The following is a 12,439-nucleotide window of genomic DNA, read 5'->3' as shown; positions in this document are numbered from 1 at the left end:
AGGTAAGACTACACGGCCCGGATGCGGGGGTGAAATCGGTATCCCCACCAACCCGAAAACGCAGGTCAGATGACCGCTCGGAGCCTGCGGACCTCACCAGCCGGAGTGGACTCGGGCTCGGTCTGCGCGCTCAGCCAGGCCTCCAGCCGTTCGAACGGCAACGGCCGGCTGAAGAGGTAGCCCTGGCCGATCTCGCAGCCCATCTCCTCCAGCAGGTCGAGGGTGAGCTCGCTCTCCACGCCCTCGGCCACCACGGTCAGCCCGAACTCCCGGGCCAGGCCGATCACCGCCCGGACGATCGCCAGATCACCCGAGTCGGTCGCCATGCCCTGCACGAAGCTGTCGTCGATCTTCACCTCGTGCACCGGCCACTGCCGCAGGTACGCCAGCGACGAGGCGCCCGTGCCGAAGTCGTCGACGCTCAGCCGTACGCCCAGATCCCGCAGCCGATAGAGGCTCGGCAGGACCCGCTCGATGTCGCCGAGCATCCCCGGCTCGGAGATCTCGAAGGTCACCCGGCCGGGCGGCACCTGGTACTCCTCCAGGAGCTCGCGGACCAGGTCCGGGAAGCGGGAGTCGAGGAGCGTACGCGCGGAGAGGTTGACCGCGATGGAGAGCGGGCGATCTGCGTCGACCCAGTCCCGGCAGCGGTGCAGCCCGGCGCTGAGCACCACCTCGGTGAGGCGGGCCAGCTGGCCCGTGTGCTCGGCCACCGCCACGAAGTCCTCCGGCGCGACCTCGCCGTGCGCCGGGTGCACCCAGCGGGCCAGGCACTCGACGCCGAGCACGTGCCGGTCGGCGAGCGTCACCTTGGGCTGGAAGTAGACCTCCAGCTGGTCGTTGTCGATCGCGCGGCGCAGGTCGGCGGCGATGCCCAGGCGGCGTACGGCACGGGACTCCAGCGCCGGGTGGAAGGGCTGCACACCGTACGGCAGCACCTTGGCGGCGTTGGCGGCCAGCTCGGCCCGCTGCAGCAGCGTCTCCGGGTCCGCGCCGTGGTCGGGGTAGACCGAGACACCGACCGCGGTGTCCACGTCCAGGGTGAGCGAGCCGACCGCCATCGGGCCGCGCAGCCGTTCCCGCATCCGGGTGGCGAGCTGGATGGTCGCGTCGACGCCCTCGGCCCGCAGCGTCACCATGAACTCGTCCCCGCCGATCCGCCCGACCAGCGCACCGGGGCCGGCGATCCCGCGCAGCCGTTCGGCGACCTCGGCGAGCAGCTTGTCCCCCGCCGCGTGCCCCATCGACTCGTTGACGTCCCGCTGCCCGTCCACGTCGAAGAGCAGGACGGCCACCACCTCGTCCTCGACCCGCACCTTCACCGACTCGGCCAGCGCGTCGATCATCCGGCGCCGGTTGGGCAGCGCGGTCAGCCGGTCGTGGTAAGCGTCGTACCGCAGCCGGTCCACCAGGCGCGAGTTCTCCACCGCACCGGCCACGTGCGTCGCGATGGTCTCCAGCACCTGCACGTCCGCGTCCCGGAACGTCGTGTACGCCCCGACCCGGTTGACCACCTCGAGCGTCCCGATCGTGATCTGCCCGGACCTCAGCGGTACCGCGATGAGGTCGTGCAGCCCGGCGCTCCGGAGCGTGTCCTGCAGGTCGGAGGTATCGGCGAACTGAGAGCCGATCGGAACGGCATGCCCGCGCTCGACCACCCGGTCACGGACGGCCTGCGGCGTCGGGGAGATGTCGAAGAGACCGGCGGTGTCGTCCACCCGGGCGGTCAGCAGGACCTCGGGATGCCGGCCCTGCGGCGCGAGCCAGAGCGTCGCGTACTCCGAGTGCATCAGCGCGCGGACCCGGCCGAGCAAGACGTCGGGCAGGCCGCCGGCCTCGGTCTCGTCCCGCAGCGCCAGGGTGACCTCGTAGACCTCGGCCAGCGTGCGGTGCTGACGGAAGATCCCGGCGAACGAGCGAAAGACCAGGACCAACGCCAGGGTGAGCCCGGCCAGCAGGATCACGGCCCAACGGGTCGCCTCGATCACGACCAGGAAGACCAGGCCGATGATGGTGTTGATGGCCGAGGTGATCAGGGTGGGCAGCCCGGCGGTCAGCGCCTGCCGGCCGGCGGTCCGGTTCTGCACCGCACTGATGACGCCGGCCACCGCGACGTGCGAGGTCGCCGCGGTGGTCATCGCGGCCACGAAGAGAACCGCCCAGGTGGCAGGCCCGGCATCGTGCAGCGGCGGACGGAAGCCCACCGCGACCATGACGACGAGCGCGGCCGAGGTCACCGCGGCCTGTTTGGCGACGTTGAAGGAGAGCTTCGTCAGCTCGAGGCGGTTCCAGAGGTGGGTCAGCAGCGCCGCGGTCGTCATCGCGACGATCGCCATCGCGGGCGGAAGGTAGTAGAGACCGAGAACGAGCGGAATCTCGGTCACCACTACCGCGTAGGCCTGCCGGCCGATGATGATCTGAGTGACCGACACCGTGGCGGCGATCGCGCCCACCGCCACGAGCAGGCCGGTCGACCAATGGTCGTACCAACCATTGTCGGTTGCCATGAAGCTGCCGAGGCAGATTGCACCGAAAAGACCGAGCGGAACCGTTACCAGCCAGGAATAGACGGACGAACGCCGAGGAGCAGATTTGGGCCCACTCATGGCGCTCCTAACGGTCAACTGGCTCGGCTGGCCACCACGCTTTTACAGCCAGATGGCGTCGAGCGTCGAGTATTTGACCGCTGCGGTCTCACTGCTCTCAACGGCGACGCTGACTGCAGCTACGCCCCCGAAAGCCGCGACGACGACGAAAACCAAGCCGAGGAATCGGCCCAGCCTCCTTGATGACATGTTCGGCTCCCATAGGTAGGTCGCATTGGCAGGGTTCCCTGATCGTGCCACACCGTCTGTGCGACAGGGAGTGTTCAACGGCGGGTCGGCGCGACGCTCCGGTAAATCCTGGCCGAACGGCTGAGGATCCCGGGACTGTCCACGCTGAAGAATTGACAGCTTTATGGGCGATTTAAGGGTAGATGTGAGGCCAATTCGCGTCAGTCCGTCAGGAGTACTTGACGTCAAGGAATCCTGACGGAAGGCTGGGCGTCATGACGACGCCAGATGATCTGGAACGCCGCCACACGCTCACCACAGCCACGCAGCGTTATGACGACCTGCGGATGCGTGACGCCCTCGCGGCGATGGACCCGGAGTCCGACGGTCCGGTGCTCTCCCCCACCGAGGTGCTGGAGATGCTGGCGCTCAGCGAGGTGGTGATCCGCAAGGCCGGGTACGGGCGGCAGGCGATGGTCCGCTCGGCCCGGGCGGCCGGTGCCACCTGGACCGAGATCGGCGCGGCGATCGGCACCAGCAAGCAGGCCGCCTGGGAGTCGCATCAGCGCTGGCTGGAGCAGCAGTCCGGCTATCAGGGCACGGACCCGGGCACGACCGGCAACGCCCGGGGACCGGCCCCGGGTTAGCCCGTGTTCCGGAGCCCGGCCGGGGCTGCGGCGTGGCCCAGCGTTCGAGTCCGGCCACGCCGTAGCCCCGGCCGGACTCGACCAACGTCCCCGGACATCACAGCTAAGGCCTGTTTCATAACTGGGGCGAGAGCGAGGCGGGGTCCAGCCTCAGTTATGAAACAGGCCTTAGTCGCCGGTCGCAGCGGGGCGGTCGGTGTGGCTGTACTGGGACCAGGAACCCGGGAAGAGGCGGCCCCGGCCGAGGCCCGCGTGCTCCAGCGCGATCAGGTTGTGGCACGCGGTCACGCCGGAGCCGCAGTAGGAGACCACGTGGGTGGACCCGTCGACGCCGACCGAGGCGAACCGCTCCCGCAGCTGGGCGACCGGGAGGAAACGGCCCTCGGCGTCGACGTTCTCGCGACAGGGCAGGTTGCGGGCGCCGGGGATGTGGCCGGCCCGCGGGTCGACCGGCTCGGTCTCGCCGGCGAAGCGGGGCCGGTCGCGCGCGTCGAGCAGGACGTGACCACCCTCGGTCGTCTGGGCCAGGGAGACCAGCCGCTCGGCCGGCCACTCCCGCGGCGTGAAGGCGGCCGGAGCGGGGCGGGGAGTCGCCGTGGACGGCTCGCCGTCGTACGCGAAGAAGCCACCGTCCAGGAGGGCGGCCTCGCACCCCAGCGTGCGCAGCATCCAGATCAGGCGCGCCGCGATGACGCCACCGGCGTCGTCATAGGCGATCACCGTCGTCGTGTCCCCGATGCCGGCGGCGGACATCGCCGCCGCGAACGTCTCCGGCTCCGGCAGCGGATGGCGGCCCTCCGCCGCCGAGCCCGGCCTGGCCAGCGCGGCGTCCAGGTCGATGAAGACGGCGCCGGGCAGATGACCCTTCTCGTACGCCGCGAGCCCGGAACGACCGTCGAGATACCAGCGGACGTCGGCGAGCACGACGTCGTCGCGGTGCGCGGTGAGCCAGGTGATGTCGACGACCGGTGCGATCACGCTACTTCTCCCTCGTTCGGCTTTCAGCGACTGGCGTTCGGCTTTCAGCGACTGGACAGGCCCAGCTTCGCACCGAACCCGATCAGGACCGCGCCGGTGCCCGCGTCGACACCCCGGCGGACGGCCGGACGGGCGAGGAAGCCGCGGGCCGCCTGAGCGCCGAAAATGATCACGGTGAACCAGAGCAGGCCCTCGACGTCGTGCACCAGCGCCAGCAGCACGCCGACCGCCAGCGACGAGGTGCCCGGCGGGATGAACTGCGGCAGCACGGCCAGATAGAACGCGCCGACCTTGGGGTTGAGCAGGTTGGTGAGCAGCCCCCGGCCGAAGGTGTTCCACAGCCCCGGTGCGGCCGGCTCCACGGCCATCGGCGTCTCGCCGCCGGACGGGCGCAGCGCCCCACGGATCATCCGGACACCCAGGAAGATCATGTACGCCGCCCCGACCAGGCGCAGCGCGTCATACGCCACGGTCGACGCGGTGAGCAGCGCGGTGGCACCCACCGCGGCGGCCGCACCCCAGGTCAGCGCTCCGGTGCCGACGCCGAACGCGGTGGCGAAGGCCGGACCGCGGCCCATCGTGATCGCGGCGCGCAGGACCAGGGCGGTGTCCAGGCCGGGCGTGATGGTGAGCAGCGCGCCGAGCACCGCGAAGGCGAGGACGGCGTGGGTGAGGTCCATGGACCGTTTCTACCGCGCCGCCCGCCGCGCCGCCCTACCGCGGCGCCTCGCGGTGACGCTTCCCCCTGCCGCGCGGTCGGAAGCGGACCAGGGCGAATCCGACCAGCGCGACCGCGAGAACGGCGGCGACCTGACCCAGGACCACGTCGTCCACACTGACGCCGGCCAGGTAGACCACCAGGGCCAGCCCGAAGAGCAGGTGGTAGTAGCCGGCGTCGCGCACCGAACGGAACGCGTGCCCGATCATCGCCGGCGCCTGCCCCCGGATCAGCATGCGCAGGCCGAAACCGATCAGCATGAGGCCGACCAGTCCACCCAGAGCCGCGGTACTCACCGTCTCAGTGTGCGACCGGCCGGCCGCGCGATCAGCGGTAATTGTTGAACTGCAGGGCGACCCCGAAGTCCTCGGCCTTCAGCAGCGCGATGACCGCCTGCAGGTCGTCCCGCTTCTTGCCGGTCACCCGGAGCTGGTCACCCTGGATCTGCGCCTGAACGCCCTTGGGGCCCTCATCGCGGATCTTCTTGCTGATCGCCTTCGCCTTGTCCGACTCGATCCCCTCGACGACCTTGAGGTCGATCTTGAAGGTCTTGCCGGACTGGCGCGGCTCCCCCGCATCCAGCGACTTCAGCGAGATGTTCCGCTTGACCAACTTCTCCTTGAACACGTCGAGCGCCGCGGTGGCGCGCTCCTCCGTCTCCGAGGTGATGGTGAACGCCTCCCCCGACTTGGCGACCTCGGTACCGGTCCCCCGGAAGTCGAACCGGGTGCTCAGCTCCTTCTCCGCCTGGTGGAACGCGTTGTCGACCTCCTGCCGGTCGACCTTGCTGACGATGTCGAACGACGGGCTGGCTGCCATGATCAGACTCCTGCGGCTGGTCTTGAATCGATCTCTTCAGCGGCCCCGTGCCGGGCCGCGACATGCCGACCGTACCCGGTTGCGAACCCCCTCTGTCGTATCGCTATCCTGGTGTCCGCCGCCGCGGGAGACCGCGGTGGTTGCCCAGGCGGGTTGCCCGAGCGGCCAATGGGAGCGGACTGTAAATCCGTCGCGAAAGCTACAGAGGTTCGAATCCTCTACCCGCCACAGGCTGGCAGAACGGCCCCGGACTCCACGGAGTTCGGGGCCGTTCTCATTCCCACCACCGACTTCCCACCGACTTCCCGACACCGACGACCGCCTCTGGTCCGGTCGGGGTGGCCAGGAGGACCACAGTCGGGGAACGCGGCCGGTGGCATGGGTTCGGGCTTCAGGCAACTCACAGCGTCCTCGCGGATGGAACGGGAAGTCGAGGGCGTTGTGTGGGGTGCGAGTCACAAGCTCGCATGCCTAAGGAGTGAAAGTGCACAGCCATCACAACGGGCTCAAGACGGCCGCTCTTCTGGGACTGCTCACCGGGCTCATCCTGGCCGTCGGGTACTGGCTGGGAGGCAGCACCGGGCTGGTCATCGCCGTGCTGTTCTCGCTGGTCACCAATACGGTGAGCTACTTCTACTCGGATCGGATCGCGCTGCGGGCCATGCGGGCGCAGCCGGTCAGTGAGGCCGAGTTCCCAGCGCTGTACCAGATCGTCCGGAAGCTGGCGACCACGGCGGGACAGCCGATGCCCCGGCTGTACGTGTCGCCGTCGATGCAGCCGAACGCGTTCGCGACCGGGCGGGATCCGGAGCACGCGGCGGTCGCGGTGACGGTGGGGATCACCCGGCTGCTCACCCCGCGTGAACTGCGTGGCGTGATCGGGCACGAGCTGTCCCACGTCTACAACCGGGACATCCTGATCTCCAGTGTGGCGGCGGGGCTGGCCGGCATCGTCACGATGATCGCTCAGCTGGCGATCTTCCTGCCGTTCGGCGGGTCGGACGACGATGACGCGCCCAACCCGGCGGCGCTGCTGCTGATGGTGATCCTCGGTCCGCTGGCCGCGTCGATCATCCAGCTGGCGATCAGCCGCAACCGCGAGTTCCAGGCAGACGCCTCCGGAGCCACCCTCACCGGAGATCCACTGGCCCTCGCCAGCGCCCTTGAAAAGATCTCTTACGGTACGCAGGCAGCCCCGCTCCCGGCCGATGGCCAGCTCACGAGCGCCGCGCACCTGATGATCGCCAACCCGTTCCGGGGCGGCGGGCTCTCCGCGCTCTTCTCCACCCACCCGCCGATGGGCGAGCGCATCCAGCGCCTCCACCAGCAGGCGGCCCTCACCGGCGGCGCCCGCCCGAACCTGCGCTGACCGAAACAAGCCAGCCGAAACACGCCAACCGAAGCACGCCAGCCGAAGCACGGCGGCCGGAAGCCGCCCGGACAGCCGAGCGATCAGGGGCAGGTTCGGGTGGGCGTATTTCAGGTGTGTCGATCGGCCCGGTGCCGTTAGCCTCGGCTCCCGTCCCGTTCGTCACCTGGAGGCCGGTTCGTGACCGCGTTGCGGCGATACCTACGCGTGTGGCGGCTTCCCGGGGCGCGGACCCTGCTGGTGGTCGGCATCCCGGCCCGGCTCGGCATCGGCATGACCCCGCTGGCCCTGCTGCTGCTCGTCGCGCAGGCGACCGGCAGTTACGCGGCCGCGGGGCTCGCCGGTGGGATCTACGCCCTGGCCGGCGCCGCGCTCAGCCCGGTCGCCGGGCGCCTCGCCGACCGGATCGGCCCGGCCCGGATCCTGCTCATCACCGCGCTGGCGCACCCGTTCGCGCTGGGCGCCCTGCTGCTCGCCGGCGGGGGCGCGCTCACCTGGATCTTCGTGGCCTCGGCGGTGGCCGGTGCGACGTACCCGCCGTCGACCGCGGCGATCCGGCGCGCCTGGAACGACATGACCTCGGTCGACAGTGGAGAACACGACCTGCGCGGCGCCGCCCTGGCCGCCGAGACCTCGCTGTTCGAGCTGGTCTTCGTGTTCGGCCCGATGCTGGTCTCGGCCCTCCTCATCGTCACCGGGCGGCCCGCGACGGCGCTGGTCACCTCGGCGCTGGCGACCCTGATCGGCACCGCGTGGATCGCCCGCCTGCCGGTGATGCGGCACCGCGGCGCCCACCACGCCGCCGGGGCGGCCCGGGGACTCGGCCCGCTCCGTGCCCGTGGTCTCCCCGCGCTGCTGCTCTGCGTCGGCGCGCTCGGCCTCGCGTTCGGCGCGGCCGGGGTGACCGTCCCGGCGTACGCGGCCCAGCACGGCGGCGACGACTCGCTCGGCGGGATACTGCTCGGCGTCTGGGGTGTGGGCAGCGCGATCGGCGGCATCTGGTTCGGTACGCGACACCCGGCCATGGCCCTGACCCGCCAGTTCGCCTGGCTGCTGGCCGCCGTCGCCACGAGTTTCCTGGTCCTGGCCTTCATGCCGGGACCGCTGTACCTGGGCGTCGCTCTGGTCTTCGGCGGTGCGGCGATCGCGCCGGCGCTCACCGTGCAGACCAGCCTGGTCGCCCGGATCACCCCGCCGGGCATGTTGAACGAGGCCTACACCTGGGTGGTCACCGTCTCGGTGGCCGGCAGTGCGGCGGGCGGCGCCATCGCCGGTGTGATCGTCGACCGTCCGGGCGGCCCGCCGTGGTCGTTCGCGTTCGCCGCCGCGGTCCTGCTGCTCGCCACCGCGGTCGCCGCGGTACCGGACGGCTCGATGTCCAGCGCCGAGTCCCACCCCGAACCCGCGATCGCCACCGAGCCGGCCTGACCGGAGCCACGAGCCGGCCTGACCCGAGGTCCCGGCCGGCGCTCCGGACAGACCTGCACGGTTTCAGCTGGCGCTTCGGACGAGCCCGCACGGTTTTGGCTGGTGCTCCGGGGTGCCTGACGCGGAGCGAGGCACCCCGGAGCACCAGCCGAGACGGTGAGTCGCGCTGCGGACCGGACCGGGCAGGGCGGGTCGCGGGCCGCGAAGGCGGAGCGGGGATGGTGCGGTTGCGGGCGGTGTGGGCCGTACCCCAGCAGTGATTTTCGGGTTTGAATGGGTGGACTAGCGTGGCGCGGAGGCGGTGTGTGCGCGAAGGAGCCCCATGATGGCGAAGGATCTGACCGGCCGGGGCCGGCGTTCCGAGCAGCAGATCGACACCATGCGTGCGGCGGACGCGGATCGCCGGCAGATCGCGGATCAGCTCAAGAGCGCGCTCGACGAGGGGCGGCTCGATCTCGGTGAGTATGACGAGCGGCTGCAGCGGGCCTACGCGGCGCGCACCTACGCCGAGCTGCTGCCGCTGGTCGGGGACCTGCCGAGGCCGGGGATGAGCGCGGCCGACGTGAAGGCGCGGCGGATTGCGGAGGAACGCCGGATTCCGCTTGCGCTGGTGGTTCTCTGGACCGTGTGGGCGGCGCTCGCCGCGGTGAACCTGGTGGTCTACGGGCTGGTCAAGATCACTCTGTTCCAGGGAGACGATCTGTACCCCTGGCCTGCCTGGATGCTGGTGCCCGGCGCGGCGCTGACCGCGGTGACGATCGGTGTTCAGGTGATCCGCCACCAGCAGCGGCCCCTGGGCGGGAGGACGCGATGACCCGGGTTCCACTCTCCGTGCTGGACCTGGCGACGGTTCGTCACGGGCACAGCAGTGCCGACGCGCTGCGCGGCACGATCGAGACCGCGAAGGCCGCCGACGAGCTGGGCTACTCACGGTTCTGGGTGGCCGAGCACCACAACATGCCGGCCGTCGCGTCGACCACCCCGCCGGTGCTGATCGGTGCGGTCGCCGCCAACACCAGGACGATCAGGGTCGGCTCCGGCGGCGTGATGCTCCCGAACCACATGCCGTTCGTGGTCGCCGAGCAGTTCGCCCTGCTGGAGGCGCTCTACCCGGACCGGATCGACCTCGGCATCGGCCGCGCACCCGGCACCGACCAGGCGACCGCGGCGGCACTTCGCGGCGTTTCGCCCTATCTGACCGTCGAGCAGTTCCCGGAGCACCTGCAGACGCTGCTCGGTCTGCTCGGCGACGAACGCGCCGCGGACAGCGCCGGCCGGCTGCGCGCCACGCCCGCCCCGGAGACGTACCCCGAGGTCTGGATCCTCGGGTCGTCCACCTACGGCGCGCAGATCGCGGCGGCGCTGGGCCTGCCGTTCTGTTACGCATATCACTTCGCAATCGCCTCCGATGTGGAGGCCGCGCTCCGGCTCTACCGCTCCGGATTCCAGCCGTCGCCGCGCCTGCCACGCCCGTACGTGATGGTCTCCGCCTCGGCGATCGCCGCCGAGACCACCGAGGAGGCGCAGTACCTGGCCGGGCCCAGCCGGATAATGGCGCTCAGCCTGCGCACCGGCCGGCTCGGCCCGATCATCGCGCCGGAGCGGGCCGCGACGATCGAACTGTCCGAGATGGATCGTTCGATGCTCGCGTCGTTGCCGGGCACGCAGTACGCGGGCACCGCGGACGAGGTGGTGGCGAGCCTGGACGCCCTGGTCGAGCGGACCGGCGCCGACGAACTGATCCTGGCCGGGACCGTTTTCGACCCGGCGACCCGGCGCGACACCCTGGCCCGGATCGCCAAGGTCTGGGGCCTGTAAATCGGTGTCCCTCGCTGACTGCTATGACGCAGGATGTCTGTCATGCCCTGGCGCCTCACGTCCGACGTCGAGCTCTTCGCCACCACGACGGAGAGATTCCTCCGGACCGATCCGGTCCGCCACACCGTCTTCCTCACGCTGATCGCCACCCTGCGCTCGCGGCTTTTCGCGTACGGCCAGGAACCCCCGTACTTCGGCTGGTGGACGTCGGCTGCCGGGGAGGTGGACGGGGTACTGCTGCAGACCCCGCCGTACCCGGTTCTGATCAGCGGCATCCCGCCCGAGGCCGTCGCGCCCGCCGCCGAGGCGCTCGCCGGCCGACAGCTCTCCGGCGCGAACCTCGCCGCCGGTGACGTGGACGCCTTCGTCGCCGCGTACGGCCCGGTCACCATCGAACCGGGCATGCGGACGCGCCTGTACCGGCTCGGCGAACCGGTGCCACCATCCCCCACCCCGTCCGGTTTCGCCCGCCCCGCCACGGCGGACGACCGGGTCCTGGTGATCACGTGGCTGCGGGACTTCTACGCGTACGTCGAGGAACCCCGGGAGGACGTGGCCGGCCTGGTCGACGATCACCTGGCCCACGGGGGCGTGACGCTCTGGATCGACGGCGGCGCCCCGGTCTCGATGTCGATCCGTTCCCGCCCGGAGTCCGGCATGGTCCGCATCCTGCACGTCTGGACGCCCCCGTCGCTGCGGCGCCGGGGTTACGCTGCCGGGGTGACCGCCGAGTCCACCCGCCTGGCGTCGTCCGAGGCCGCCGAGGTGGTGCTCTACACCGACCTGGCGAACCCGACGAGCAACGCGCTCTACCAGCGGCTCGGCTACCGCCCGGTGGAGGACCGAGCCGCGGTGGCGTTCTCGTGATCGGCACGGTCATCTCGGTCAACGTCGGCGCGGCGCGGCCCCCGATGGGGAAGGACACCGGGTCGACCGGCATCCACAAACAGCCCGTCGACCACCCGGTCCAGGTCCGCCCGCCCGGCCCGAAACGGACGGGTCTGCACAGCGGCATCGTCGGCGACCACATCGGCGACACCCACCACCACGGCGGGAACGACCAGGCCGTCTACGCGTACGGGGAGGAGGACTACGCCTGGTGGTCGGCGTCGCTCGGCCGTCCGCTGCCCCCGGGTCTCTTCGGCGAGAACCTGACCACATCCGGACTTGATCTGTTCGGCACCGTCGTCGGCGAGGTGTGGGAGTTCGGCTCCGGCCTGATCCTGCAGCCCACGTTCGGCCGCATCCCGTGCCTGACCTTCCAGAACCGGATGAACGAGCCGGGCTGGATCAAACGCTTCGCCGACTCCAACCGCACCGGGACGTACCTGCGGATCCTGACCCCCGGCACCCTCGTCCCCGGCGACCGGATCACGGTGACGTCCCGCCCCGCGCACGGCCTGACCATCTCCGAGGCCTTCGACATCTACATGCATGACGCGACCCGCTTCGCGAGGTTGCTGGAGGCCCCGGAACTCCCCGCCGGCCTGCGCGACGACGTTTCCCAGCGGCTCACCCGCCGCCGACCGTGACAGGATGGTTCCCGTGACGATCACGGTGACCGAGGTGCCGGAGCGCGAGCGCTTCGAGGCCCGCGACGAGAACGGCACCCTCGCGGGCGTGCTGACCTACCAGAAGACCGGCGACATCGTCGTCTTCACACACACCAAGGTGGACGAGGCCTTCGAGGGCAAGGGCGTGGGCTCCGAGCTGGCACGTACGGCCCTGAACGAGGCCAAGGCGCGATCCCAGACGATCGTCCCGATGTGCCCGTTCGTGGCGAAGTGGCTCGACAAACACCCGGAGTACGAGAAGCTGGTCGCCCGCTCCACCCGCCGCGTCAAGTAAGGGCCACCCGCTCCGGGGTACGCCGAACCGACGACGGTAC

13 protein-coding genes and 1 tRNA gene are annotated in these 12,439 nt (G+C 70.6%); 9 read left to right on the top strand and 5 right to left on the bottom strand.

Going from position 1 to position 12,439, the window contains the following annotated elements; translation table 11 throughout:
* Positions 1-65: 65 nt before the first annotated feature.
* Positions 66-2,606: a bifunctional diguanylate cyclase/phosphodiesterase gene (locus AB0M08_RS08190; protein WP_364490429.1), complete on the bottom strand. Its 2,541-nt coding sequence runs from the start codon at positions 2,604-2,606 to the stop codon at positions 66-68.
* A gap of 443 nt (positions 2,607-3,049) precedes the next feature.
* On the opposite strand from AB0M08_RS08190, the gene AB0M08_RS08185 reads away from it, so the two are divergent.
* A complete protein-coding gene (locus AB0M08_RS08185) occupies positions 3,050-3,421 on the top strand; it encodes a hypothetical protein (protein ID WP_364490426.1) in 372 nt (123 codons plus the stop codon).
* Positions 3,422-3,589: 168 nt separating this feature from the next.
* Here AB0M08_RS08185 and AB0M08_RS08180 read toward each other — a convergent pair whose 3' ends face one another.
* From AB0M08_RS08180 to AB0M08_RS08165, 4 genes are read right to left on the bottom strand one after another with little or no spacing between them, the layout of a single operon-like run.
* The gene (locus AB0M08_RS08180; protein WP_364490423.1) at positions 3,590-4,399 is read right to left on the bottom strand and encodes a sulfurtransferase; all 810 of its coding nucleotides are present in this window, start codon (positions 4,397-4,399) and stop codon (positions 3,590-3,592) included.
* 44 nt (positions 4,400-4,443) lie between these two features.
* On the bottom strand, positions 4,444-5,079 hold the full coding sequence (locus tag AB0M08_RS08175; protein WP_364490420.1) for a LysE family translocator: 636 nt from the start codon (positions 5,077-5,079) through the stop codon (positions 4,444-4,446).
* 34 nt (positions 5,080-5,113) lie between these two features.
* On the bottom strand, positions 5,114-5,413 hold the full coding sequence (locus AB0M08_RS08170; protein WP_364490417.1) for a hypothetical protein: 300 nt from the start codon (positions 5,411-5,413) through the stop codon (positions 5,114-5,116).
* A gap of 31 nt (positions 5,414-5,444) precedes the next feature.
* Positions 5,445-5,936: a YajQ family cyclic di-GMP-binding protein gene (locus tag AB0M08_RS08165; RefSeq protein ID WP_364490414.1), complete on the bottom strand. Its 492-nt coding sequence runs from the start codon at positions 5,934-5,936 to the stop codon at positions 5,445-5,447.
* A gap of 147 nt (positions 5,937-6,083) precedes the next feature.
* Here AB0M08_RS08165 and AB0M08_RS08160 point away from each other — a divergent pair.
* The 8 genes from AB0M08_RS08160 to AB0M08_RS08125 all read left to right on the top strand — a co-directional run bounded on the left by AB0M08_RS08160 (position 6,084) and on the right by AB0M08_RS08125 (position 12,399).
* Positions 6,084-6,164: transfer RNA gene (locus AB0M08_RS08160), tRNA-Tyr, on the top strand.
* A 256-nt stretch (positions 6,165-6,420) separates the two neighbouring features.
* Positions 6,421-7,305: a zinc metalloprotease HtpX gene (gene htpX / locus AB0M08_RS08155; protein WP_364490412.1), complete on the top strand. Its 885-nt coding sequence runs from the start codon at positions 6,421-6,423 to the stop codon at positions 7,303-7,305.
* Between the two features lie 180 nt (positions 7,306-7,485).
* The gene (locus tag AB0M08_RS08150) at positions 7,486-8,733 is read left to right on the top strand and encodes an MFS transporter (protein WP_364490409.1); all 1,248 of its coding nucleotides are present in this window, start codon (positions 7,486-7,488) and stop codon (positions 8,731-8,733) included.
* A gap of 325 nt (positions 8,734-9,058) precedes the next feature.
* Positions 9,059-9,547, top strand: coding sequence for a DUF1707 domain-containing protein (locus AB0M08_RS08145; protein ID WP_364490406.1), 489 nt, complete (start codon positions 9,059-9,061; stop codon positions 9,545-9,547).
* Positions 9,544-10,551 carry an LLM class flavin-dependent oxidoreductase gene (locus tag AB0M08_RS08140; protein ID WP_364490403.1) on the top strand — a complete coding sequence of 336 codons (1,008 nt, stop codon included), beginning with the start codon at positions 9,544-9,546 and terminating at the stop codon, positions 10,549-10,551. The genes AB0M08_RS08145 and AB0M08_RS08140 overlap by 4 nt, the downstream gene beginning before the upstream one ends.
* Positions 10,552-10,593: 42 nt before the next feature.
* Positions 10,594-11,418 carry a GNAT family N-acetyltransferase gene (locus tag AB0M08_RS08135; RefSeq protein WP_364490400.1) on the top strand — a complete coding sequence of 275 codons (825 nt, stop codon included), beginning with the start codon at positions 10,594-10,596 and terminating at the stop codon, positions 11,416-11,418.
* Between the two features lie 44 nt (positions 11,419-11,462).
* Complete coding sequence (locus AB0M08_RS08130; protein WP_364490815.1) at positions 11,463-12,083, top strand: MOSC domain-containing protein; 621 nt, start codon at positions 11,463-11,465, stop codon at positions 12,081-12,083.
* Between the two features lie 4 nt (positions 12,084-12,087).
* Positions 12,088-12,399 carry a GNAT family N-acetyltransferase gene (locus AB0M08_RS08125; protein WP_364490397.1) on the top strand — a complete coding sequence of 104 codons (312 nt, stop codon included), beginning with the start codon at positions 12,088-12,090 and terminating at the stop codon, positions 12,397-12,399.
* Positions 12,400-12,439 lie beyond the last annotated feature (40 nt).

The sequence above is a fragment of the Actinoplanes sp. NPDC051851 genome (assembly GCF_040681165.1).
In the GTDB taxonomy this organism is placed as follows: domain Bacteria; phylum Actinomycetota; class Actinomycetes; order Mycobacteriales; family Micromonosporaceae; genus Actinoplanes.
The sequence above is the reverse complement of the archived record's forward strand: the minus strand, read 5'-3'. Positions and strand labels throughout refer to the sequence as shown.